This window comes from Pantoea sp. ACRSC, assembly GCF_022346785.1.
GTDB lineage: Bacteria > Pseudomonadota > Gammaproteobacteria > Enterobacterales > Enterobacteriaceae > Pantoea > Pantoea alvi.
In genome coordinates this window covers 100115-123614 of sequence record NZ_JAKRNN010000010.1, presented here as the reverse complement: position 1 = coordinate 123614, position 23500 = coordinate 100115, and the positions used below count along the sequence as shown (strand labels likewise).

General features: G+C 57.7%; 18 protein-coding genes, 3 tRNA genes and 1 other RNA gene. 10 read left to right on the top strand and 12 right to left on the bottom strand.

Annotated elements, in window-relative coordinates:
* Window positions 1–2: 2 nt before the first annotated feature.
* Window positions 3–1046: a 3-deoxy-7-phosphoheptulonate synthase gene (locus tag MHZ97_RS11960; protein WP_103795614.1), complete on the bottom strand. Its 1044-nt coding sequence runs from the start codon at window positions 1044–1046 to the stop codon at window positions 3–5.
* Window positions 1047–1198: 152 nt separating this feature from the next.
* Window positions 1199–2026, bottom strand: a complete 828-nt coding sequence (locus MHZ97_RS11955; protein ID WP_033747499.1) for a pyruvate, water dikinase regulatory protein — start codon at window positions 2024–2026, stop codon at window positions 1199–1201.
* A 454-nt stretch (window positions 2027–2480) separates the two neighbouring features.
* Between MHZ97_RS11955 and ppsA the strand changes: the two genes are divergently transcribed.
* A complete protein-coding gene (ppsA, locus tag MHZ97_RS11950; RefSeq protein ID WP_239314606.1) occupies window positions 2481–4865 on the top strand; it encodes a phosphoenolpyruvate synthase in 2385 nt (794 codons plus the stop codon).
* A gap of 60 nt (window positions 4866–4925) precedes the next feature.
* Here ppsA and rprA read toward each other — a convergent pair.
* Window positions 4926–5034, bottom strand: an RNA gene (rprA, locus tag MHZ97_RS11945) — antisense sRNA RprA.
* Between the two features lie 244 nt (window positions 5035–5278).
* Entirely contained in the window at window positions 5279–6400 is a 1122-nt protein-coding gene (gene ydiK, locus MHZ97_RS11940) for an AI-2E family transporter YdiK (protein WP_103795616.1), read from the bottom strand.
* Between the two features lie 205 nt (window positions 6401–6605).
* Here ydiK and MHZ97_RS11935 point away from each other — a divergent pair, with 205 nt between their 5' ends.
* On the top strand, window positions 6606–9659 hold the full coding sequence (locus MHZ97_RS11935; protein WP_239314607.1) for an FAD-binding and (Fe-S)-binding domain-containing protein: 3054 nt from the start codon (window positions 6606–6608) through the stop codon (window positions 9657–9659).
* 33 nt (window positions 9660–9692) lie between these two features.
* Here MHZ97_RS11935 and MHZ97_RS11930 read toward each other — a convergent pair whose 3' ends face one another.
* On the bottom strand, window positions 9693–10097 hold the full coding sequence (locus tag MHZ97_RS11930; RefSeq protein WP_103795618.1) for a hypothetical protein: 405 nt from the start codon (window positions 10095–10097) through the stop codon (window positions 9693–9695).
* A 390-nt stretch (window positions 10098–10487) separates the two neighbouring features.
* Between MHZ97_RS11930 and sufA the strand changes: the two genes are divergently transcribed.
* Genes sufA through MHZ97_RS11895 form a run of 7 tightly spaced genes read left to right on the top strand, consistent with a single transcriptional unit; the run spans window position 10488 to window position 17104 of the window.
* Window positions 10488–10862, top strand: coding sequence for a Fe-S cluster assembly scaffold SufA (gene sufA / locus MHZ97_RS11925; RefSeq protein WP_033789823.1), 375 nt, complete (start codon window positions 10488–10490; stop codon window positions 10860–10862).
* Between the two features lie 7 nt (window positions 10863–10869).
* Entirely contained in the window at window positions 10870–12363 is a 1494-nt protein-coding gene (gene sufB, locus MHZ97_RS11920) for a Fe-S cluster assembly protein SufB (RefSeq protein ID WP_081137338.1), read from the top strand.
* A gap of 42 nt (window positions 12364–12405) precedes the next feature.
* Entirely contained in the window at window positions 12406–13152 is a 747-nt protein-coding gene (sufC, locus tag MHZ97_RS11915; protein WP_033789824.1) for a Fe-S cluster assembly ATPase SufC, read from the top strand.
* Window positions 13127–14404, top strand: a complete 1278-nt coding sequence (gene sufD / locus MHZ97_RS11910; protein ID WP_103795620.1) for a Fe-S cluster assembly protein SufD — start codon at window positions 13127–13129, stop codon at window positions 14402–14404. The genes sufC and sufD overlap by 26 nt, the downstream gene beginning before the upstream one ends.
* Window positions 14404–15627 (top strand): cysteine desulfurase SufS, encoded by a 1224-nt coding sequence (sufS, locus tag MHZ97_RS11905; protein ID WP_239314654.1) that lies wholly within the window; start codon window positions 14404–14406, stop codon window positions 15625–15627. Before sufD ends, sufS begins: the two co-directional genes overlap by 1 nt.
* A gap of 20 nt (window positions 15628–15647) precedes the next feature.
* The gene (gene sufE / locus MHZ97_RS11900) at window positions 15648–16064 is read left to right on the top strand and encodes a cysteine desulfuration protein SufE (RefSeq protein ID WP_103795621.1); all 417 of its coding nucleotides are present in this window, start codon (window positions 15648–15650) and stop codon (window positions 16062–16064) included.
* A gap of 56 nt (window positions 16065–16120) precedes the next feature.
* Complete coding sequence (locus tag MHZ97_RS11895; protein ID WP_239314608.1) at window positions 16121–17104, top strand: L,D-transpeptidase family protein; 984 nt, start codon at window positions 16121–16123, stop codon at window positions 17102–17104.
* An 86-nt stretch (window positions 17105–17190) separates the two neighbouring features.
* On the opposite strand, the gene MHZ97_RS11890 is transcribed toward MHZ97_RS11895, so the two are convergent.
* From MHZ97_RS11890 to MHZ97_RS11865, 6 genes are all read right to left on the bottom strand, one after another.
* A complete protein-coding gene (locus MHZ97_RS11890) occupies window positions 17191–17427 on the bottom strand; it encodes a major outer membrane lipoprotein (RefSeq protein WP_007374746.1) in 237 nt (78 codons plus the stop codon).
* A gap of 301 nt (window positions 17428–17728) precedes the next feature.
* Window positions 17729–19141 (bottom strand): pyruvate kinase PykF, encoded by a 1413-nt coding sequence (gene pykF, locus MHZ97_RS11885; RefSeq protein ID WP_103795623.1) that lies wholly within the window; start codon window positions 19139–19141, stop codon window positions 17729–17731.
* A 344-nt stretch (window positions 19142–19485) separates the two neighbouring features.
* Window positions 19486–19562, bottom strand: a tRNA-Val gene (locus MHZ97_RS11880).
* A gap of 13 nt (window positions 19563–19575) precedes the next feature.
* Window positions 19576–19652, bottom strand: a tRNA-Val gene (locus MHZ97_RS11875).
* A gap of 3 nt (window positions 19653–19655) precedes the next feature.
* A tRNA-Val gene (locus MHZ97_RS11870) sits at window positions 19656–19732 on the bottom strand.
* 213 nt (window positions 19733–19945) lie between these two features.
* Window positions 19946–21319: an MATE family efflux transporter gene (locus MHZ97_RS11865; RefSeq protein WP_239314609.1), complete on the bottom strand. Its 1374-nt coding sequence runs from the start codon at window positions 21317–21319 to the stop codon at window positions 19946–19948.
* A 193-nt stretch (window positions 21320–21512) separates the two neighbouring features.
* On the opposite strand from MHZ97_RS11865, the gene MHZ97_RS11860 reads away from it, so the two are divergent.
* Window positions 21513–22151, top strand: a complete 639-nt coding sequence (locus tag MHZ97_RS11860) for a riboflavin synthase subunit alpha (RefSeq protein ID WP_103795625.1) — start codon at window positions 21513–21515, stop codon at window positions 22149–22151.
* A 42-nt stretch (window positions 22152–22193) separates the two neighbouring features.
* On the opposite strand, the gene cfa is transcribed toward MHZ97_RS11860, so the two are convergent.
* Window positions 22194–23342: a cyclopropane fatty acyl phospholipid synthase gene (cfa, locus tag MHZ97_RS11855; RefSeq protein WP_103795626.1), complete on the bottom strand. Its 1149-nt coding sequence runs from the start codon at window positions 23340–23342 to the stop codon at window positions 22194–22196.
* Window positions 23343–23500 lie beyond the last annotated feature (158 nt).

The following is a 23500-nucleotide window of genomic DNA, read 5'->3' as shown; positions in this document are numbered from 1 at the left end:
GCTCAGAAGCGGCTGTTCACCGCCTCGGCCAGCAGCGACAGCACCGCTTCGCTGTCCTGCCAGCCGAGGCAGGGATCGGTAATCGACTGGCCGTAAACCAGCGGTTCGCCCGTGACTTTCTGATTTCCCTCTTCGATAAAGCTTTCAATCATTACGCCGGCAACCGCGCGCGAGCCGGCGCGAATCTGCTGCGCCACCTCGGCCGCCACCTCTTTCTGACGGCGATGCTGCTTCAGGCAGTTGCCGTGGCTGAAATCGATCACCAGCTGCTCCGGCAGGCTGAACTCGCGCAGGCTGGCGGCCGCGGCGGCCACGTCGTCGGCGTGATAGTTCGGCACTTTACCGCCGCGCAAAATTACGTGGCCGTGCGGATTGCCGCTGGTCTGGTAAATCGTCATCTGCCCATCTTTATCGGGCGACAGAAACATATGGCTGGCGCGCGAGGCGCGGATGGCGTCTACCGCGATGCGCACGTTGCCGTCGGTGCCGTTCTTGAAGCCTACCGGACAGGAGAGCGCGGAGGCCATTTCGCGGTGGATTTGACTCTCGGTGGTGCGCGCGCCAATGGCGCCCCAGCTAATCAGGTCGGCGATAAACTGGCCGGTGACCATATCGAGAAATTCCGTCGCGGTAGGCAGCCCCAGGCGATTAATGTCGAGCAGGATCTGACGCGCCAGGCCGATGCCGCGGTTGACGTTGAAGCTGCCGTCGAGATCGGGATCGGAGATCAACCCTTTCCAGCCCACCACGGTGCGCGGTTTTTCAAAGTAGGTGCGCATCACGATTTCCAGGCGGTCGGCATAGCGATCACGCAGCGCATTCAGCCGCTGGGCGTAGTCGAGCGCCGCACGCGGGTCGTGCAGCGAGCAGGGCCCGATAATCACCAGCAGGCGGGGATCCTCGCCGGTCAGAATGCGGGCGATGCGCTGGCGCGCGCGCGTGACGCTATCCGCCACGTCGGCGGAAAGAGGGTGTTGAGCGGCTAACGCGGCAGGCGTGATCAGGCTGCCGATGCGTGCCGTACGCAGTTCATCAGTTTTATTCATGAGTATCTCGAAAGCTTTTTCTTCGCAGCGGTGACATACCGGGAAGTGATGATGATCACAATAAATTATTAGTTTGCGAATGCAAGCCTATAAACTGAAATGATTTTTTACAGGACGGCAGCGGCGCTTTACAAGGCGTCGCCGCTGGCGTCTCAGTACATGCGGCGCGTCAGACCCATAATGTCGAGGATTTTGGTCGCGATCTCTTCTACCGAATAGTTGGTGCTGTTGAGGTAGCGGATCTGGTGGGTGCGAAACAGCGCCTCCACCTCGCCGACTTCAAGCCGGCACTGGCGCATTGAGGCGTAGCGGGTATTTTCTGCCCGCTCCTGGCGAATGGCGGCGAGCCGCTCGGGATCGATAGTCAGACCAAACAGCTTGTTCTGAAACGGACGCAGGGCGGCCGGCAGCTTAAGGTTGTCCATATCGTCGGCGATAAAGGGGTAGTTGGCGGCACGGATGCCGAACTGCATCGCCAGATAGAGGCTGGTGGGCGTTTTGCCGCAGCGCGACACGCCCAGCAGGATCACCTGCGCATCTTCCAGGCCGCGCAGCGAGATGCCGTCGTCGTGCGCCAGGGTGTAGTCGATCGCGGCGATGCGCGCGTCGTACTTGCCGAGGTTGCTGGCGTCAAGGCCGTGGGTGCGATGTGCCACCGGCGCGGGAGCCATGCCCAGCTCTTCCTGCAGCGGCGCCACCAGCGCCTGCACGATATCCTGACAGAAGCCTTCGCTCTGCGTGATGATGTCGCGCACTTCCGGCGTGACGATAGAGAAAAACACCAGCGGGCGCACGCCGCTTTTCTGATAGAGCGCGTTGATCTGCGCCTTCACCGCCTGGGCGCGCTGCACGTTTTCAACAAAGGGCAGCGTCAGGCTGTTAAAGCCCACCGGAAACTGCGACAGCACCGCGTGGCCCAGCACCTCTGCGGTAATCGCGGTGCCGTCGGAAATATAGAAAACGCTTCTTTCGCTGCTCATGGCCTTTACCTTATGCGTAGAGAGATAGGGTCAGGTTAGCAGCTTTAAATAGCGGTCAGAACAAAATAAAAAATCCATGTTTAAAATTTGTGAACTTTTCGTTTTTTCTCGCATGAGAGCGTCGAAGCGGACGGGGCTAAATATTGAAATGATGTTTTAACTTGCCCGATCTCGCCATAAAAGCGGGCTACCGGGAAATAAAGCGGGACGCGGTTGCGCAACGGAAAGCGGCGCTAAGCCGATGAAAAATAGCGAAAACCATTAACATCATAGCCTTAGCGAAAAATAACCGGTTTGCGCAACGTGACGCAATTATCGGAATAATTCCTAAATTACTTAATCTTGCGCGCTTTAACGATTCAACACTTAGTCATTAATTGCGCATTGTGCCAGGCTAATTTTGCGAATAGCTAAATTTTCCATGTGCCCATTCATTCTTAAAAGGATAATCTCGATGTCCATTACAGGCGAACAGCCGTTAGTGCTCTGGTATAACCAGCTTGGCATGCATGATGTCGATCGCGTGGGAGGCAAAAACGCCTCTCTGGGTGAAATGATTACGAACCTGTCGTCGCTGGGCGTCTCCGTGCCCAACGGATATGCGACCACATCTTACGCGTTTAATCAGTTTCTCGATCAGAGTGGCCTCAACCAGCGCATTTACGATTTACTGGACAAGACCGATATCGACGATATCGACGAGCTGGCGAAAGCCGGTAAGCAGATCCGTCAGTGGGTCGTGGATACCCCGTTTCAGCCTGAACTGGAAACGGCTATTCGCGAGGCATACGAGCAGCTCTCAGCAGACGATGCCGAGGCGTCGTTCGCCGTGCGCTCTTCCGCTACTGCGGAAGATATGCCGGACGCCTCCTTCGCCGGCCAGCAGGAGACCTTCCTTAACGTGCAGGGCTATGACGCGGTAATCATCGCCGTGAAGCACGTTTACGCCTCGCTGTTTAACGATCGCGCCATCTCCTATCGCGTGCATCAGGGCTACGACCATCGCGGCGTGGCGCTGTCGGCGGGCGTGCAGCGTATGGTGCGCTCCGATCTCGCCTCATCGGGCGTGATGTTTACCATCGATACCGAATCGGGCTTCGATCAGGTGGTGTTTATTACCTCCGCTTTCGGCCTGGGCGAGATGGTGGTGCAGGGCGCGGTCAATCCAGATGAGTTCTATGTGCACAAGCCGACGCTGGCCGCCAACCGTCCCGCCATCGTGCGCCGCAATATGGGCTCGAAAAAGGTGCGTATGGTCTATGCCGATTCGCAGTCGCACGGCGAGCAGGTGCGCATCGAAGACGTGCCGGAAAGCGAGCGCGACCGCTTCTCCCTTACCGATGAAGAGGTGCAGGCGCTGGCGCGTCAGGCGGTGCAGATCGAGCAGCACTACAAGCGTCCGATGGATATCGAGTGGGCGAAAGATGGCCATACCGGCAAGCTCTTTATCGTGCAGGCGCGCCCGGAAACCGTGCGCTCCAACGGTCAGGTGATGGAGCGCTATAACCTGCAGGGCACCGGCAGCGTGGTGGTGGAAGGCCGTGCCATCGGCCATCGCATCGGCGCTGGCGAAGTTAAAGTGATCCACGACATCAGCGAGATGAACCGCATAGAAAAAGGCGATGTGCTGGTCACCGATATGACCGACCCGGACTGGGAGCCGATCATGAAGAAAGCCTCAGCGATCGTCACCAACCGCGGCGGGCGCACCTGTCACGCGGCGATTATCGCGCGCGAGCTGGGCATCCCGGCGGTAGTGGGCTGCGGCGACGCCACCGACCGCCTGCAGGACGGCAACAAAGTCACCGTCTCCTGCGCTGAAGGTGACACCGGCTATGTCTATAGCGATCTGATCGATTTCGAAGTTACCAGTTCGCAGGTAGACGAGATGCCGGCGCTGCCGCTGAAGATCATGATGAACGTCGGTAACCCCGATCGCGCCTTTGACTTTGCCTGCCTGCCGAATGAAGGGGTAGGTCTTGCGCGTCTGGAATTCATTATCAACCGCATGATTGGCGTGCACCCGAAAGCGCTGCTGGAGTTTGACCAGCAGACGCCGGAACTCCAGCAGCAGATCCGCGGCATGATGAAAGGTTTTGACAGCCCGGTTGAGTTCTATATTGCTCGCCTGACCGAAGGGATCGCCACGCTGGGAGCCGCGTTTGCGCCGAAGCGGGTGATTGTGCGCCTGTCGGACTTTAAATCGAATGAGTACGCCAACCTGGTGGGCGGCGAGCGCTACGAGCCGGAAGAGGAGAACCCGATGCTGGGCTTCCGCGGCGCCGGACGCTACGTGGCGGACAGCTTCCGCGACTGTTTCGCGCTGGAGTGCGAGGCGGTGAAGCGCGTGCGTAATGAGATGGGCCTGACCAACGTCGAAATCATGGTGCCCTTTGTGCGCACCGTCGCGCAGGCGCAGGCGGTGGTGGAGGAGCTGGGCCGTCAGGGCCTGAAGCGCGGCGAGAACGGCCTGAAAATCATTATGATGTGCGAAATCCCCTCCAACGCCCTGCTGGCCGAGCAGTTCCTTGAGCACTTCGACGGCTTCTCTATCGGCTCGAACGATATGACGCAGCTGGCGCTGGGGCTGGATCGCGATTCGGGCGTGGTGTCGGCGCTGTTTGACGAGCGCAATGAGGCGGTGAAAGCGCTGCTGTCGATGGCGATTCAGGCGGCGAAAAAGCAGGGCAAATATGTCGGCATCTGCGGGCAGGGGCCGTCCGACCATCAGGACTTTGCGGCCTGGCTAATGGAAGAGGGTATCGACAGCCTGTCGCTCAATCCAGACACCGTGGTGGAAACCTGGCTGTCGCTGGCTGAGTTAGGCAAAAGTACATGATTAGATAGGCTAATTTGCCGTAAAAAGGCCAGCTTTGCTGGCCTTTTTGCTTTTTTTGGGCCAAAAAAAAGCCCATCACAGGGGATGGGCAAAGACTACACACAGCAATTCTTCACTTTACTCAGGGGAAAAAGGTTGTTTAAAAATCAGTAGGTTGATTTCAAACTTAGGAATCATGTTATTCATCGCGCGCTTCTGAGTCTTTAAGAATCCTCTTATTAGTTTAAAGCCAATAAACTTTTGTCACCTGTTTAGGGGCGAAATTGGGGTGAACCAGTGCGAAAAATAAACTATTCAACGCTGATATGCGGCCTCATGGCCGAAAACTGCGTTTTTTCTTAAAAACCGCTAATGGAAAAAAATGTTAACGTGACGCAAATGAGTCAGGGCGGTTAACCGCCCTGAGCCCGGTCTCAGGAGGGCAGATGCTCTTCTTCATGATCGGACAGGATCTCGACCACGCTGGCGAGGTCGCCCTCTGGCGGCGGCGGTGCCTCATGCATCCATACGGACACCAGCCGGTAGGAGACCGCCAGCACCACCGGACCGATAAACAGACCAATCAGGCCGAAGGCCACCAGCCCGCCGATAACGCCGGAGAGGATAAGGATCATCGGTAAATCGGCGCCCATACGGATCAGCACCGGGCGCAGCACGTTATCCAGCGTGCCGACTACGCAGCTCCAGATCAGCAGCACCGTGCCCCAGGTGGTGTCGCCGCTCCAGTAAAGCCAGATAATGGCGGGCACCAGCACCAGCAGCGGGCCGATCTGCACCAGACAGCAGAGGATCATCAGCACGGTCAGCAGCGTGGCGTAGGGGATGCCGGAGAGCGCGAGGCCGATGCCGCCCAGCACGCCCTGCACCAGCGCGGTCACCACCACGCCGAGCGCCACGGCGCGGATCGCCTGACCCGCCAGCAGCACCGTGGCGTCGCCGCGACGGCCTGCCATACGAAACGCGAAGTGACGAATGCCCTGCGCCGCCTGTTCGCCGCGCCAGAACAGCAGGGCGCTGAACAGCAGCATCACGCCGAGATGGATCATCAGCCGGCCAAAATGACCCGCCTGAGCGACAAAGAAGCCGGTGGTGCGACCGACGTAGGGCTGCAGTTTCGCCATAATGGCCGAGCCGCCGCCCGCCACCAGCTTGTGGTAGCTGGAAAAGAGTTTTTCGCCGATGGCCGGGATATCGTTCAGCCACAGCAGCGACGGCATCTCCATATGACCCTGCGTCGCCCAGGCGATAACGGGCGCGCTGTTGTCGATCAGGCTGTTGACCAGCAGCGCAATGGGAATAATAAACAGCAGCAGCAAGAGCAGCGTCATCACGATGACCGCCAGCGAACGCCGGTTCCACAGCAACCGCTGCACGCGCAGCATCAGCGGCCAGGTGGCGATCACCACCATGCTTGCCCAGGCGAAACCCAGTATAAAAGGCTGAACTATCCAGATACAGGCGACGATCATCAGCAGGATAAAGAGCAGCGTAAAGAGCCTCTGCGGCATATCCGTGGTGCGGTGCAGGTTTTTCATAAGAGACAACGACCTCAAATAATCCTTCATTAGGGGGCAATCAGGCCCGGCTTAATGATGAGCTATTTTGGCGGCTTTAAACAGAGGCGAAAGCGCGGCTTTTACCCGCGCCGGAAAAAAAGGCGAGCGCGAAAAAAATGTGTTAAAACGGAGCGTTCAGACAAAACAAGCAACACACACGATTACAACATCTGGTCTCTCAATAATGATCCCACAGATTTCTCAGGCGCCCGGCCTCGTTCAACGGGTGCTGACATTCCTCGACGCGCTGAAGGCGCAGGGCTTCACCGGCGATACCGCCACCAGCTACGCCGATCGTCTGTTAATGTCCACCGACAACAGCATCTACCAGCTGCTGCCGGACGCGGTGCTTTTTCCGCGCTCTACCGCCGACGTGGCGCTGATTGCGCGCGTGGCGGGCGAGGCGCGCTTTAACGATCTCACCTTTACGCCGCGCGGTGGCGGCACCGGCACCAACGGGCAGTCGCTGAATCAGGGCATCGTGGTCGACATGTCGCGCCATATGAACCGCATTCTGGAGATCAATCCTGAGCAGGGCTGGGTGCGCGTCGAAGCGGGCGTGGTCAAGGATCAGCTTAACGCCTGGCTTAAGCCCTACGGCTTTTTCTTCTCGCCGGAGCTCTCTACCAGCAACCGCGCGACGCTGGGCGGCATGATCAATACTGACGCCTCAGGCCAGGGATCGCTGGTCTACGGTAAAACCTCCGATCATGTGCTGGGGCTGCGCGCGGTGCTGCTCGGCGGCGATATTCTTGATACCCGGCCGATGGCCGCCGCGCTGGCGGAGACGCTGGCGCAGACCGCGACGCCAGAAGGGCGCATCTATCAGCAGGTGCTGACGCGATGCCGCGAACAGCGCGCGCTGATTCTGGAAAAGTTTCCGAAGCTGAACCGCTTCCTCACCGGCTACGATCTGCGCCACGTCTTTAGCGACGATATGCAGACCTTCGACCTGACGCGCATTCTGTGCGGCGCCGAGGGCACGCTGGCCTTTATCACCGAGGCGCGGCTCGATATCACGCCGATTCCCAAAGTGCGTCGGCTGGTGAATATCAAATATGACTCTTTCGACTCCGCGCTGCGCAACGCCCCCTTTATGGTTGAGGCGAAGGCGCTGTCGGTGGAGACCGTGGACTCCAAAGTGCTTAACCTGGCGCGAGAAGATATCGTCTGGCATTCGGTGCGCGAGCTGATTACCGACGTGCCGGACAAAGAGATGCTTGGCCTCAATATCGTCGAGTTCGCCGGCGACGACGGCGCGCTGATCGATCAGCAGGTCTCTTCACTCTGCGCCCGGCTGGATCGCCTGATGGCGCAGCGCGAGGGCGGCGTTATCGGCTATCAGCTCTGCGAGGATCTTGAGGGTATCGAGCGTATCTATAACATGCGCAAAAAAGCGGTGGGGCTGCTGGGCAATGCCAAAGGGCGCGCCAAGCCTATCCCCTTTGTGGAAGATACCGCCGTGCCGCCGGAGCACCTCGCCGACTATATCGTTGAGTTCCGCGCGCTGCTCGACAGCCACGGCCTGAGCTACGGCATGTTCGGCCACGTCGACGCAGGCGTGCTGCACGTGCGTCCGGCGCTGGACATGTGCGACCCGCAGCAGGAGATGCTGATGAAAACCCTGTCGGACGAGGTGGTGGCGCTGACCGCGCGCTACGGCGGACTGCTGTGGGGCGAGCACGGCAAAGGGTTCCGCGCGCAGTACAGCCCGGCGTTTTTCGGCGAAACGCTGTTTAACGAGCTGCGCCGCATCAAGGCGGCGTTCGATCCCGATAACCGCATGAACCCCGGCAAGATCTGTACCCCCATCGACAGCAACGAGCCGATGATGCAGGTCGACGCGACCAAGCGCGGCAGCTATGACCGCCAGATCCCGCTGACGGTGCGCAGCGACTGGCGCGGCGCGATGGAGTGCAACGGCAACGGCCTCTGCTTTAACTTTGATGCGCGCAGCCCGATGTGCCCCTCGATGAAGATCACCCGCAACCGCATCCACTCGCCGAAAGGGCGCGCCACCCTGACGCGCGAATGGCTGCGCCTGCTGGCGGAGCAGGGGGTCGATCCGCAGCAGCTCGAGAAGCAGCTGCCGGAAAGCAGCCTGTCGCTTCGCGCCCTGATTGGCCGCGTGCGCAACAGCTGGCACGCCAGCAAGGGCGAGTATGACTTCTCCCATGAGGTTCATGAGGCGATGTCGGGCTGCCTCGCCTGTAAAGCCTGCTCGACCCAGTGTCCGATCAAAATCGACGTGCCCGATTTCCGCGCCCGCTTTTTGCAGCTCTACCATACGCGCTACCTGCGTCCGGTAAGCGACCATCTGGTGTCGGCGGTCGAGAGCTATGCGCCGCTAATGGCGAAAGCGCCGAAGGCGTTTAACTTCTTTCTGCGTCAGCCCTGGATGCGCGAGCTGAGCAAAAACCATATCGGCATGGTGGATCTGCCGCTGCTCTCGTCCCCTTCGCTGAAGCAGGAGCTGAGCGGCCATCCGGCGATGAGCATGACGCTGGAGAAGCTGGAGGCGCTAAGCCCCGAGCAGCGTGCCGAGACGGTGCTGGTGGTGCAGGACCCCTTTACCAGCTTCTACGAGGCGCAGCTGATTGCCGACTTTATTCGCCTGATCGAGAAGCTGGGTCTGCGGCCGGTGCTGCTGCCCTTTATGCCGAACGGCAAGGCGCAGCACGTTAAGGGCTTTCTGCAGCGCTTTGCGCGCACTGCCAGCAAAACCGCTGACTTCCTGAATCGGGTGGCGATGCTCGGCATGCCGATGGTTGGCGTCGATCCGGCGACGGTGCTCTGCTATCGCGATGAATATAAGCAGACGCTGGGCGAAAAGCGCGGCGACTTTCATGTCCAGCTGGTGCATGAGTGGCTGAGTGAGGTGGTCAGCACGCGCGAAGCGGTGCCGGGCAGCGGCGAAAGCTGGTACCTGTTTGCGCACTGCACCGAAGTCACGGCGCTGCCCAATACGCCGAATCAGTGGCGGGAGATCTTCTCGCGCTTCGGCGCGCGGCTGGAGAATATCAACGTCGGCTGCTGCGGCATGGCGGGCACCTACGGTCACGAAACCAAAAACCTCGACAACTCGCTGGGGATCTATGGCCTTTCGTGGCATCCGCAGCTGCAGAAGCTGCCGCGCCAGCGCTGCCTGGCGACCGGCTTCTCCTGCCGCAGCCAGGTGAAAAGGCTGGAAGGCAACGGCATGCGCCATCCGCTGCAGGCACTTCTGGCATTGATGTAACGAAATTGTGCGCGACGTCACGACGCGGCTGGATTAGAATATCCAGCCCGCGTGACGCACGAAGTCGCTCTGCAGCGCAGTGGCTTTCTCCCATTCACCGACCAGCGCCAGCTGATGGCACAGCCGGGTAAGGGAGAAGCGCGCCAGCTGCCAGGCCTGGATGCGGAACAGCCTGTCGCGCTCGCTGTTGCCCATTTCCTGCACCAGCCGATGGTGCAGTTTGCCCAGAGCGTGCAGATAGCTTTGATCGTCTCCGTTGATTTGGCAGATTTCAGCCATATCGAGACAGGTATCGTTGAACTGGCGAAGCTGATGAATGGTACAGTCGGCCCGGTTAAGCTTTGCCTGTGCCAGGTAGAAGTCAACGGTAATATCGCGCATGGCGAACTGATAATCGTCGATTTTGCCCTGCAGCCAGGCAGAGACGGAAGGCGTCATGGCACTACCTCAAAGGTTGAATGATAATAATTATCATATTCAACTCGGGGCAGATTGCAATTGCGCAGCGCGAAAATTTTCACGATTTACTTAGCCTGTTAATAAAATCGGCAAGAACAATTTTTGTGTAGGCAATAAAGGCGTAACCTATCAATAAGAAATTATTAATAACTAGCTGAAAAAAAATTTACGTAATTTTAACAGGTTAGGCCGCTGATTTAGGCGCGTGGGCTCTCGCCGCAAAGACCTGCGAAGCAGCTATGCTTAATAAAGCAGCGATTAAAAAGAGCACAAGATGATTATCCCTGCAAAACAAGAGGTTGAAGTGATCGTCCAGATCCTTACCATAGGGGGATAGCCTGAAAAGGTCCGGACTTACGAGGTAACAACATGGCATCTGTAAATGCAGCAACGTTCTCTCCTGATGATTTCGTCTGGAAAGGGGTCACGCTGACTGATTCCGCGGCAAAGCAAATTCTTAGCCTGGTGGCACAAGATCCTGAGGTTAAAGGTCTCCATCTGGGGGTGAAACAATCCGGCTGCGCCGGTTTCGGCTACGTCATGGATCTGGTGAAAGAGCCTGCCGATGACGATCTGCAGTTTACCCATAACGGCGCAACGCTCTACGTGCCGCTTCAGGCGATGCCGTTTATCGACGGCACGGAAGTGGATTATGTCCGCGAAGGCCTGAACCAGATTTTTAAATTCAATAACCCTAAAGCTCAACACGCCTGCGGGTGCGGTGAAAGCTTTGGCGTCGAGTAAGTGAAATATGTCACGACACAGCGAAACATCTGACGATGTACAAATGTGGGAAGGCAAGCTCAACTACAAAGAGGGCTTCTTTACCCAGTTGCAAACCGACGAAATGGCGCACGGCATCAACGAAGATGTGGTGCGCGCGATCTCGGCTAAACGTAACGAGCCAGAGTGGATGCTGGAGTTTCGTCTTAAAGCCTTTCGCGCCTGGCTTGAAATGGAAGAGCCGCACTGGCTGAAAGCGCATTACGATAAACTGGATTATCAGGATTACAGCTACTACTCGGCACCCTCATGCGGCAACTGTGACGACAGCTGCGCTTCTGAGCCGGGCGCGCTGCAGTCTTCGGGGATCGAAGAGACCAACAACTACCTGACGCAGGAAGTTGAGAAGGCGTTCGATCAGCTTGGCGTGCCGGTGCGTGAAGGCCGCGAAGTGGCGGTCGATGCGATTTTCGACTCGGTCTCCGTCGCCACAACCTACCGCGGCAAGCTGGCGGAGCAGGGCATTATCTTCTGCTCGTTCGGCGAAGCGATTCAGGAACACCCTGAGCTGGTGCAGAAGTATCTCGGCACCGTGGTGCCGGCCAACGATAACTTCTTTGCGGCGCTGAACTCGGCGGTCGCCTCTGACGGCACCTTCGTGTACATCCCGAAAGGGGTGCGCTGCCCGATGGAGCTGTCGACCTATTTCCGTATTAACGCGGCGAAAACCGGTCAGTTTGAACGCACCATCCTGATTGCGGACGAAGACAGCTACGTCAGCTACATCGAAGGCTGTTCCGCGCCGGTGCGCGACACCTATCAGCTGCACGCCGCGGTTGTGGAAGTTATCATCCACAAAAACGCGGAAGTGAAGTACTCCACCGTACAGAACTGGTTCCCGGGCGGTGAAGGCGAAGGCGGCATTCTGAACTTCGTTACCAAGCGTGCACTGTGCGAAGGCGAGAACAGCAAAATGTCCTGGACCCAGTCCGAGACCGGCTCCGCTATTACCTGGAAATACCCGAGCTGCATTCTGCGCGGCGACAACTCCATCGGTGAGTTCTACTCGGTGGCGCTGACCAGCGGTCGTCAGCAGGCAGATACCGGCACCAAGATGATCCACATTGGTAAAAACACCAAATCGACCATCATCTCTAAAGGTATCTCCGCCGGTAAGAGCCAGAATACCTATCGCGGCCTGGTGAAAATCATGCCAACCGCGACTAACGCGCGTAACTTTACCCAGTGCGACTCGATGCTGATCGGCCCCGATTGCGGCGCGCATACCTTCCCGTATGTGGAAACCCGCAACAATACCGCTCAGCTGGAGCATGAGGCGACCACCTCGCGCATCGGCGAAGACCAGCTGTTCTACTGCCTGCAGCGCGGTATCAGCGAAGAAGATGCGATCTCAATGATCGTCAACGGCTTCTGTAAAGACGTGTTCTCTGAGCTGCCACTGGAATTCGCCGTGGAAGCGCAAAAACTGTTAGCCATCAGCCTTGAGCACAGTGTGGGCTGATGCCGTCACACGCGTTGCCGGAAGCAATGTGAAGGAATAAGTATGTTAAGCATTAAAGATTTACAGGTTAGCGTTGAAGACAAAGAGATTCTGCGCGGTCTTAACCTCGAAGTGAAACCGGGCGAAGTACACGCCATTATGGGCCCGAACGGCTCAGGCAAAAGTACGCTCTCTGCAACGCTGGCTGGCCGTGAAGATTACGAAATCACCGGCGGTTCCGTGAGCTTCAAAGGCAAAGATCTGCTGGAGCTTGACCCGGAAGATCGCGCGGGCGAAGGCATCTTTATGGCGTTTCAGTATCCGGTTGAGATCCCGGGCGTCAGCAACCAGTTCTTCCTGCAGACTGCGGTTAACGCGGTGCGCAAGTATCGCGGCAAAGAAGAGCTGGACCGTTTTGACTTCCAGGACTTTATCGAAGACAAAATCCATCTGCTGAAGATGCCAGAAGATCTGCTGACCCGTTCGGTCAACGTCGGCTTCTCCGGCGGCGAAAAGAAACGCAACGACATCCTGCAGATGGCGGCGCTGGAGCCTGAGCTGTGCATCCTTGATGAAACCGATTCCGGCCTCGATATCGATGCGCTGAAAATCGTTGCGGAAGGCGTCAACAGCCTGCGTGACGAGAAGCGCGCCTTTATCATCGTCACCCACTATCAGCGTATTCTGGACTACATCAAGCCAGACTTCGTGCACGTGCTGTACAAAGGTAAGATCGTCAAATCGGGCGACTTTACGCTGGTGAAACAGCTGGAGGAGCAAGGCTATGGCTGGCTTACCGACGAAGAGTGATAACGCCCTGCAGCAGTGGCATCATCTGTTCGAATCGCGCGGCGAGTCACGCTCGCTGCAGGCTCAGCAGCACTGGCAACAGCTGATGCGCGTCGGTCTGCCGACGCGTAAGCATGAAAACTGGAAATATACCGCGCTGGACGGGCTGTTTGCCCACCAGTTTGCGCTGCCGCAGGCGAAGAGCCTGGATCAGGCGCAGGTCGACGCGCTGGCGCTGCCGCTGGATGCGATTCGACTGGTATTCGTTGATGGTCAGTTTCAGCCAGCGCTGAGCGCGGCCGATACCGAACTCTATACCGTTCAGCACAGCCGCGCCGCCGAGCGCCGCCCGCTGCCGGCACCGGTTCAGCCAGAAGTGTTTCTGCACCTGACCGAAAGCCTGGCGGAAGAGGTGACCTCGATTCGCCTGGCGCGCGGCAAGGCGGCGGCGCGTCCGCTCTACCTGCTGCATATCACCAGCGGCCAGGCGGATGCGCTCAACACCGTGCATCATCGCCACCATCTTGAGCTGGAAGAGAGCGCGCAGGCGCAGGTTATCGAGCACTACGTCACGCTGGACGGGGCGCAGCACTTTACCGGCGCGCGCTTTACCTTTGCAGTCGGCGACAATGCCCAGCTGAACCATATCAAGCTGGCGTTTGAAGAGAGCAGCAGCTACCACTTCGCCCATAACGACATCGTTATCGGTCGCGATGCGCAGGTGAGCAGCACCAGTTTCCTGCTGGGCGCAGGCCTCTCTCGTCACAACACCAGCGTGCAGCTCAACGGCGAAAACACCCAGCTGTCGCTGAACAGCCTGGTGCTGCCGATGAATTCAGAAGTCGCGGATACCCGTAGCTATCTGGAGCATAACAAAGGCTACTGCCTGAGCCGTCAGCTGCATAAGACTATCTCGCGTGACAAAGGGCGCGCGGTGTTTAACGGCCACATCAAAGTGGCGCAGCACGCGCTGAAAACCGACGGGCAGATGACCAACAACAACCTGTTGCTCGGTCGTCTGGCGGAAGTGGACACCAAGCCGCAGCTGGAAATCTACGCTGACGACGTGAAGTGCAGCCACGGCGCCACCATCGGTCGCATTGATGATGAGCAGATGTTCTACCTGCGCTCGCGCGGCATCGCAGAAGAGGCGGCGCAGCAGATGATTATTCACGCCTTCGCGGCCGAACTGACCGAAGCGCTGGATGATGAGACGCTGCGTCAGGCGGTTCTGCAACGCATCGCGGCGCGTTTCCCTGGAGATGCCTCATGATGAACTTCGATCTCGAACGTATCAGGGCCGACTTCCCGATCCTGAAGCGTGAGGTCAACGGTCATCCGCTGGCCTACCTTGACAGCGCGGCCAGCGCCCAGCGTCCGCTGGCGGTGATTAACGCCGAAAGCCATTTCTATCAGCACGGCTACGCGGCCGTGCATCGCGGCATTCACAGCCTGAGCGCGCAGGCCACCACCGATATGGAAAGCGTCCGCCTGCAGGCGGCGCGTTTTCTTAATGCCTCCTCGCCGGAAGAGATCGTATTTGTTAAAGGCACCACCGAGGGGATTAACCTGGTGGCGAACAGCTGGGGCGCAAGCCAGCTGCAGGCCGGCGATAACCTGATCGTGACCGAGATGGAGCACCACGCCAATATCGTGCCCTGGCAGATGGTGGCGCAGCGCACCGGCGCGGAGATCCGCGTACTGCCGCTTAACCGCAGCGGTGAGCTGGCGATCGACGCGCTGGCGGGGCTGATTGACAGCCGTACGCGGCTGCTGGCGGTTACGCACGTCTCCAACGTGCTCGGCACCGTTAACCCGGTCAAAGCGCTGGTGGCGCAGGCGAAAGCCGCCGGGCTGGTGACGCTGGTGGATGGCGCCCAGGCGGTGATGCATGGCAAGGTCGACGTGCAGGATATCGACTGCGATTTCTACGTCTTCTCCAGCCATAAAATCTACGGCCCTAACGGCGTCGGCATTCTCTACGGGCGCAAAGCGCTGCTCGACGAGATGCCGCCCTGGGAAGGCGGTGGCTCAATGATCGATCAGGTAGTGCTGCCCGTCGGCACCACCTGGAACAAAGCGCCCTGGCGTTTCGAAGCGGGCACGCCCAACACCGGCGGTATTATCGGCTTCGGCGCGGCGCTGCGCTATGTTGAAGAGATCGGTCTTGACGCTATCCAGCAGCGCGAGCAGGCGCTGATGCGCTACGCCCTCGACAAGCTCGCCTCGGTGCCCGATCTGGTCATTTATGGCCCGCAGGCGCGCGCAGGGGTAATCGCCTTTAACCTCGGCAAGCATCACGCCTACGACGTCGGCAGCTTCCTCGATCAATACGGTATCGCTATTCGCACCGGCCATCACTGCGCTATGCCGCTGATGCGCCATTACGCCGTACCGGCCATGTGCCGCGCCTCCTTCGCCTTCTATAACAGCGAAGAAGAGGCGGATCGTCTGGCGGCTGGTTTGACCCGTATTCATCGTCTGCTGGGCGGTTGAGCAGAGTTCAGGAGTAAGTGATGGCTACGTTGCCAGATAAAGAGAAACTGGTGCGCAACTTTAACCGTTGCGCCAACTGGGAAGAGAAGTACCTCTACATCATTGAGCTGGGCGGGAAACTTCCAGAATCATCTGAAAGCCTGCATCAGCCGGAAAACGTCATCTCTGGCTGTCAGAGCCAGGTGTGGATCAAGATGACGCCGCAGCCCGACGGCACCCTGGCGTTTGAAGGGGACAGCGACGCGGCTATCGTTAAGGGATTGATTGCAGTGGTGTTTAGCCTCTATCAAAACCTGACGGCGGCCGATATCGTTGCGCTGGACGTGCGCCACTGGTTCGCCGAGCTGGCGCTGACCCAGCATCTGACGCCTTCGCGGTCGCAGGGCCTTGAGGCGATGATTCGGGCAATTCGCCATAACGCTCAAAATCTCCTCTGAGTTAAACTAGCAGACGCCAACAGGCGTCTGTTTTTTTATCTGAAAGAGAAGATTGCATGAAATCAGCCTTACGTTTTGCCGGTGCGCTGCTGCTAAGCGTTGGACTCGCTGCCTCGGCTTTCTCCACGGAATATCCGCTTCCTTCCGCCGACAGCCGCCTTATCGGCGAAAACCAGTTAACCACCGTTCCCGACGATAAGCGTCCCCTTGAAGCGATTGCGGCGAAGTACCAGATTGGGCTGCTGAGCATGCTGGAGGCCAATCCCGGCACCGATCCCTGGCTGCCAAAGGCTGGCACGCAGCTGGTGGTGCCACAGCAGATGCTGCTGCCAGATACGCCACGCGAGGGGATTGTGGTAAATCTCGCCGAGCTGCGCCTCTATTACTACCCCAAAGGCGAGGATAAGGTCATTGTCTACCCCATCGGCATCGGCCAGCTGGGCGCGGCGACGCCGGTAATGGTGACCAGTATCAGCCAGAAGATCCCTAATCCCACCTGGACACCCACCCCTAATATTCGCAAACGCTACGCCAAAGAGGGCGTGACGCTGCCGGCAGTGGTGCCAGCCGGCCCGGAAAACCCCATGGGGCTGTTTGCGCTGCGTCTGGCGCGCGGTAGCGGCAACTATCTGATCCACGGCACCAACGCCGATTTCGGCATCGGAATGCGCGTCAGCTCCGGCTGCATACGTCTGCGCCCGCAGGATATCGAGGCGCTGTTTAACAGCGTGCCGAAGGGAACGCGCGTGCAGGTAATCAACCAGCCGGTGAAGTATGCCGTCGAGCCGGACGGAAAGCGCTACATCGAGGTACACCAGCCGCTGTCGCACAGCGATAAAGACGACCCGCAGACGATGCCGATAGCGCTTAGCCCTGCGCTGAAGAAGTTTATAAAGAGTCCGCAGAGCGACAGCGCGCTGATTAAAGCGGCCCTGGAGCGTCGTTCTGGTATGCCGGTGCTGGTATCGAGCGGTGAGGCGGTAACGCAGCCGTCTGAGGCAGCGTCAGAGCAGACGCAGAGCGCGCAGGCGAATCCCTGAATCAGACAGCCGCCGCCACGCTGTGGCGGCAAAATCAAAGCAAAAAAAATGGCGCCACATGGGCGCCATTTTTAATACCAGAACTCTTACTTACGGTAAGAGTGAGCCTGGTTGTCCAGACGCTGGTTAGCGCGAGCTGCGTCATCTTTAGCAGCCTGCACGTCAGAACGGATTGCGTTCACGTCGTTGCTCAGCTGGTCAACTTTAGCGTTCAGAGTCTGAACGTCTGAAGACAGCTGGTCGATTTTAGCGTTGCTTGAGCAGCCAGCCAGCAGAGTTGAACCCAGGATTACCGCGCCCAGTACCAGTTTAGTACGATTCATTCTTTATACCCTCTAGATTGAGTTAATCTCCATGTAGCGTTACAAGTATTACACAAAGCTTTTTAAGTTGAGAATAAATTTTTGATGAGAACATGCTTAAACTTGATCGTTCGCTCAAAGAAGCAGCGCCTGACCGCACATGATAAAAATATTTAGCGAAAACAGAGAGATTTAATCGGATTAACCTTAATTTCGGAGGATATTGAATAGTTATTATCGATTGGAAATTTCCCGGTTTTGTATTAGTGACGGAATAAAAAAAGCGCCCCTAAAGGCGCTTTAAAATAAATGCTCACGAACATTAAATGACGTGTACAGATGCCGTATTTGTGGTACCGCTTGGTACTAATGCGCCGGAAACCATTACCACGACGTCGCCTTTCTGCGCGTAGCCGCTTTCCAGAGCGGCTTCTTTGCCGATGCGGTAGAAATCATCGGTAGAAGCGATCTCGGTCACCAGACGCGTTTCAACGCCTTTGCTCAGGATCAGCTGGCGCGCGGTGGTCTCGTTGGTGGTCAGCGCAAGGATAGTGGCGTCCGGGAAGTATTTACGCACTGACTTGGCCGATTTGCCGCCTTCGGTCGCCACAACAATCAGCGGCGCTTCCAGTTTCTCAGCGGTTTCTACCGCACCGCGACACACCGCTTCCGTGATGCGCAGCTTGCGTGAGTCTTCCAGCGAGTCGATGCGCGATTTCATCACGCGGTCGGTACGTTCGCAGATGGTGGCCATGATGGTCACTGACTCCAGCGGGTATTTCCCTTTGGCGCTCTCGCCGGAGAGCATAACCGCATCGGTGCCGTCGAGGATGGCGTTCGCCACGTCGCCCGCTTCCGCACGGGTAGGGCGCGGGTTTTTGATCATAGAGTCGAGCATCTGGGTTGCAGTGATAACGACCTTGCGCGCCTTGTTGCACTTTTTGATCATCATCTTCTGCGCAAAGATAACTTCTTCTACCGGGATCTCTACGCCCAGGTCGCCACGCGCCACCATGATGCCGTCAGAGGCGTCCAGGATTTCGTCGAAGTTGTTCAGGCCTTCCTGGTTTTCGATCTTGGAGATGATCTGAATGTGTTCGCCGCCGTGGGCTTTCAGATGCTCGCGGATCTCCAGCACGTCGGAACGCTTACGGATAAAGGAGGCAGCAACGAAGTCAACGCCTTGCTCACAGCCGAAAATCAGGTCGCGCTTGTCTTTTTCCGCCAGCGCAGGCAGCTGGATAGAGACGCCCGGCAGGTTAACGCCTTTGTTCTCGCCCAGGTCGCCGTTGTTCAGCACGGTGCACACCACGGTGTTTTCCGTCACTTCTTTTACTTCCATGCCGATCAAACCATCGTCTACCAGCACGGTGTTGCCGATTTTCAGATCTTCAGTGAAACCAGCGTAGGTGACGGCGACGCGCTCGCTGTTACCGATCACGCTCTGGTCGGTGGTAAAGGTAAAGGTCTGTCCCGCTTTCAGCGAGACGTCGTTACCGCCTTCCAGTTTCATGGTGCGGATTTCCGGCCCTTTGGTGTCGAGCAGGATAGCGGCCTTGCGGCCGGTTTTCTGCATAACCGCGCGCATGTTGGCGATGCGCTGACCGTGCTCGGCGTAATCGCCGTGGGAGAAGTTGAGGCGCATAACGTTCATGCCGGCTTCAAGCAGCTGGGTCAGCATCTCTTCTGATTCGGTTTTCGGGCCGATAGTACAAACGATCTTGGTCTTTTTCATGACAGGTTATCTGTAAGTTGTGATGGATAATGAAGGTTGGGATTCGATGACGACGCATCGAAATGAGAATTCTGGTTGATAACGAAACGGACAGTACAACGTAAGAATAGGTGACGAAGGCTGAGCGTGCAGGGAAGTTGTGCGGTTACGTCAGGAAACCGACAAGAGCGTGTTGCGCAAAGAGTAAGAGTTATCGCCATAGGCACGCCGCGCTGAAACCTTTCAAGTGGAACAACGCGGGATAGTATAGTCGCTAAGTATACGAAAACCAATTAAAAAGCAGAGAAGGAAACGATGGAGATCAAGAAAAAGTGAAGTTGCGCAAGGGAGGAAAAAAGCAAGAGTGGTGCGTTCTAATGGACTCGAACCATCGACCCCCACCATGTCAAGGTGGTGCTCTAACCAACTGAGCTAAGAACGCATTTAAGAAAAACTGGTGCGTCCGAGTGGACTCGAACCACCGACCCCCACCATGTCAAGGTGGTGCTCTAACCAACTGAGCTACGGACGCACTTGGTGCGCTCTAATGGACTCGAACCATCGACCCCCACCATGTCAAGGTGGTGCTCTAACCAACTGAGCTAAGAGCGCAACACGCTGTCAGGGCGACAGCGGGGACGAATATTAACGACACGCCGCAACGCTGGCAAGGGGAAAAACGCTTTTTTCGTGCTGACTGACCAGCAACTGCGCTATGCGTCGTTTTTTTAGGCGCGGCGGGACGTTACAGGCGCTTTCCAGGGCCAGGTACCCCCGCAGAAGAGCGACGGGCCGCAGCCCGCTCGTCTCTCCTGGCGACACGCCTCAGCGCGCCGCGCGCGCAAGGATGACCTGCGCAGGCAGCTGTTGCAGACGGCGAATGCGCCACAGCATCATGACCGCCGCCGAGGTCAGGCCGATAATAAACCCGCACCAGAAGCCTGCCGGGCCCATGCGCGGCACCACCCAGTCGGTCATCGCCAGCGTATAGCCGCTGGGCAGCCCCAGCAGCCAGTAGGCGATAAAGGTAATAAAGAAGATAGAACGCGTATCTTTATAGCCGCGCAGAATGCCGCTGCCGATCACCTGAATCGAATCGGAGAACTGATAGATCGCCGCCAGCAGCATCAGCTGCGCCGCCAGTGCGACCACTTCCGGATTGTCGTTATAGAGCAGGGCGATCTGATGGCGGAAGATCACGGTGAACAGCGCGGTTATCGCCACCATGCAAACGCCGACGCCCTGCGCGGTCCAGGCCGCGACGCGCGCCTGCTCCGCCGAGCCCTGGCCCAGCCGGTAGCCGACGCGGATCGTGGTGGCGACACCCAGCGACAGCGGCAGCACGAACATCAGCGAGCTAAAGTTCAGCGCGATCTGGTGGCCCGCCACGTCCACAATGCCCAGCGGCGACACCATCAGCGCCACCACCGCGAACAGCGTGACCTCAAAAAAGAGCGCCAACGCCACCGGCAGGCCGAGCGAAAAGAGGCGCTGCAGCACGGCGCGCGACGGCGGCGACCAGCGAGAGGCCATGCGAATATCGCGCATGGCGCCCATGCGGCGCACCCACAGGCGCATCACCAGGAACATCACCCAGTAAACCGACCCGGTCGCCACGCCGCAGCCGACGCCGCCCAGCGCCGGCATACCGAAGTGGCCGTAGATAAAGATCCAGTTCAGCGGGATATTGACCAGCAGGCCGATAAAGCCCATCACCATGCCGGGTTTGGTTTTCGACAGGCCTTCGCACTGGTTGCGCATCACCTGGAAGAAGAGATAGCCGGGCGCGCCCCACAGCAGGGCGTGGAGATAGCCTTCCGCCTTTAGCGCCAGCTGTTCGTCAAAATCCTGCATGGCGCGAATCAGGTAACCGGCGTTCCACAGCAACACCATAATCAGAATGGCGACGAAAAAGGCCAGCCAGTAGGCCTGACGCACCTGTTCAGCAATACGTTCGCGGCGGCCGGAGCCGTTGAGTTGCGCAACGGTTGGCGTCAATGCAAGCAGAAGACCATGGCCGAATAAAATGGCGGGAAGCCAGATAGAGGTGCCGACTGCAACGGCGGCCATATCCGTGGCGCTAACCGCGCCGGCCATGATGGTATCTACAAATCCCATTGCGGTCTGCGCCACCTGAGCAAGGATGACCGGAATCGCAAGGGCAAGCAATTGACGCGCTTCTGTTAAATACTTCTGCACGTTAACACCTGTTTAATAAGAAAAGGGGAGTGATCCCAGAGAAATGCGCGGTTAGTGTAGCGGCATTAACAAGATTCACCAAGTTTTGTCACGCTGTGCGTTATATTGCGGCTGTAAAGCGGACGCGACGCGGAAATAATATCCGCGCGCTAAGCTGTGATAAGCTAGGGCAAACTTCGCAGAGGCCAAAACTATGTTTACCGGAATTGTGCAGGGCACCGCAAAGATTGTGTCCATTGAAGAAAAAGATCTGTTTCGCACCCATATCGCAGAGCTGCCGGAAGAGCTGCTGCCGGGGCTGGCGCTGGGCGCATCGGTGGCGCACAACGGCTGCTGCCTGACCGTTACCGCGATTGAGGGTAACCGCGTCAGTTTCGATCTGATTAAAGAAACGCTGCGCGTTACCAATTTAGGCGATCTGCAGGAAGGCGACGTGGTCAATATTGAGCGCGCGGCGAAATTCAGCGATGAGATCGGCGGCCACCTGATGTCTGGCCATATTATGACCACTGCGGAAATCTGCAAAATTATCCAGTCAGAAAATAACCGCGAAGTCTGGTTTAAAATTCAGGACCCGGCGCAGATGAAATATATTCTGCATAAAGGTTTTGTCGGTATTGACGGCATTAGCCTGACCGTGGGCGAAGTGACCAAAAGCAAATTTTGCGTCTATTTAATCCCGGAAACCCTCGAGCGCACCACGCTTGGCGCGAAGAAGCTGGGACACCGCGTCAATATTGAGATCGATCCGCACACCCAGGCGATCGTCGATACCGTCGAGCGCGTACTGGCGCAGCGCGAAGCCGCCGCCCTGCGGCCCGACGTCGAATAAGCATAAAAAAGGCGCTTCATGCGCCTTATTCATTTTTGCGGTTTAGCGCGCGACGCGCAGGCCGCCCTCTACGCCACGGCTAAAGACCACCTGCCACAGCTGAATATCGCGGGCGCGAAAGGCGCCGGCGCAGGCGTTAAGGTAGTAGCTAAACATGCGCTTAAAGCGTTCGCCGTACTTCTCGGCCAGCTGCGGCCAGGCCTCAAGAAAACGCGCATACCAGGCCATCAGCGTGGTGTCGTAATCTGCGCCGAAATTATGCCAGTCTTCGAGGATAAAGTGAGACTCGCTGGCGTCGGCGATATGGCGCACCGACGGCAGGCAGCCGTTGGGGAAAATATACTTATCAATCCAGGGATCGACATTCATATCGGTGCGGATTGCGCCGATGGTATGCAGCAGGAACAGGCCGTCCGGCTTGAGGTTGCGGTCCACCACGTCGAAGTAGGTGGCGTAGTTTTTCGGGCCAACGTGTTCAAACATACCCACCGAAACGATGCGGTCAAACTGCTGGTTAAGATCGCGATAATCCTGCAGCAGGATAGTGACGTCGAGTCCTTCGCAGCGCTGCTGCGCCAGCTTCTGCTGCTCTGCCGAGATGGTCACGCCGTGCACCACCGCGCCGTAGTGGCGGGCAGCATACTCGGCCAGCCCGCCCCAGCCGCAGCCGATATCCAGCAGCGTCATACCGGGTTCCAGCTGCAGTTTGCGGCAGATCATATCCAGCTTCGCTTCCTGCGCCTGCTCCAGGGTCGCGGCCTCTTTCCAGTAGGCGCAGGAGTATTGCATATAGGGATCGAGCATCAGCGAGAAGAGGTCGTTCCCCAGATCGTAGTGCTCTTTACCGACGATCCATGCGCGTTTTTTTGACTGCAGGTTGGTGAGGCGCGCGGCGGCGACGCGCAGCGTATCTTTGAAGTGGTGCGGCAACTGCTGGTCCAGCTTGTGCTTTAGCACGCGGTGAAAAAACATATCCAGCCGTTCGCACTCCCACCAGCCATCCATATAAGCTTCGCCAAGACCAAGTGAGCCTTCCTGAATCACCCGCTTAAAAAAGTCAGGATGCTTAACCTGAATATCCCAGGAGCGACTGCCGTTGATTTCGATGTCCGCCTTTTCCAGCATTTCATGGACAATGCGATACCAGTGGTTTTCTTCAAGGCTCACTTCTTCTATTAACGATGAACTCATAGCTACTCCATCACCTGTCCGCGTTGAACCTGAGAAAAAGAATAGTCAATTTCTCAAGGCCTGTGAGAAATGTCACGGATTGCTCCGTGCGCCTGATATCCGACGTTTTACAGAGGATTGGATCTGAAAACCGTTGTCTGACGCAGCAGAAAGCGCGC

What these genes read in the sequence shown, in the direction of transcription:
- MHZ97_RS11960 (WP_103795614.1), bottom strand. Translation starts at nt 1,046, where the DNA reads ATGAATAAAACTGATGAACTGCGTACGGCACGCATCGGCAGCCTGATC.
- MHZ97_RS11955 (WP_033747499.1), bottom strand. Translation starts at nt 2,026, where the DNA reads ATGAGCAGCGAAAGAAGCGTTTTCTATATTTCCGACGGCACCGCGATT.
- ppsA (WP_239314606.1), top strand. Translation starts at nt 2,481, where the DNA reads ATGTCCATTACAGGCGAACAGCCGTTAGTGCTCTGGTATAACCAGCTT.
- ydiK (WP_103795616.1), bottom strand. Translation starts at nt 6,400, where the DNA reads ATGAAAAACCTGCACCGCACCACGGATATGCCGCAGAGGCTCTTTACG.
- MHZ97_RS11935 (WP_239314607.1), top strand. Translation starts at nt 6,606, where the DNA reads ATGATCCCACAGATTTCTCAGGCGCCCGGCCTCGTTCAACGGGTGCTG.
- MHZ97_RS11930 (WP_103795618.1), bottom strand. Translation starts at nt 10,097, where the DNA reads ATGACGCCTTCCGTCTCTGCCTGGCTGCAGGGCAAAATCGACGATTAT.
- sufA (WP_033789823.1), top strand. Translation starts at nt 10,488, where the DNA reads ATGGCATCTGTAAATGCAGCAACGTTCTCTCCTGATGATTTCGTCTGG.
- sufB (WP_081137338.1), top strand. Translation starts at nt 10,870, where the DNA reads ATGTCACGACACAGCGAAACATCTGACGATGTACAAATGTGGGAAGGC.
- sufC (WP_033789824.1), top strand. Translation starts at nt 12,406, where the DNA reads ATGTTAAGCATTAAAGATTTACAGGTTAGCGTTGAAGACAAAGAGATT.
- sufD (WP_103795620.1), top strand. Translation starts at nt 13,127, where the DNA reads ATGGCTGGCTTACCGACGAAGAGTGATAACGCCCTGCAGCAGTGGCAT.
- sufS (WP_239314654.1), top strand. Translation starts at nt 14,404, where the DNA reads ATGAACTTCGATCTCGAACGTATCAGGGCCGACTTCCCGATCCTGAAG.
- sufE (WP_103795621.1), top strand. Translation starts at nt 15,648, where the DNA reads ATGGCTACGTTGCCAGATAAAGAGAAACTGGTGCGCAACTTTAACCGT.
- MHZ97_RS11895 (WP_239314608.1), top strand. Translation starts at nt 16,121, where the DNA reads ATGAAATCAGCCTTACGTTTTGCCGGTGCGCTGCTGCTAAGCGTTGGA.
- MHZ97_RS11890 (WP_007374746.1), bottom strand. Translation starts at nt 17,427, where the DNA reads ATGAATCGTACTAAACTGGTACTGGGCGCGGTAATCCTGGGTTCAACT.
- pykF (WP_103795623.1), bottom strand. Translation starts at nt 19,141, where the DNA reads ATGAAAAAGACCAAGATCGTTTGTACTATCGGCCCGAAAACCGAATCA.
- MHZ97_RS11860 (WP_103795625.1), top strand. Translation starts at nt 21,513, where the DNA reads ATGTTTACCGGAATTGTGCAGGGCACCGCAAAGATTGTGTCCATTGAA.
- cfa (WP_103795626.1), bottom strand. Translation starts at nt 23,342, where the DNA reads ATGAGTTCATCGTTAATAGAAGAAGTGAGCCTTGAAGAAAACCACTGG.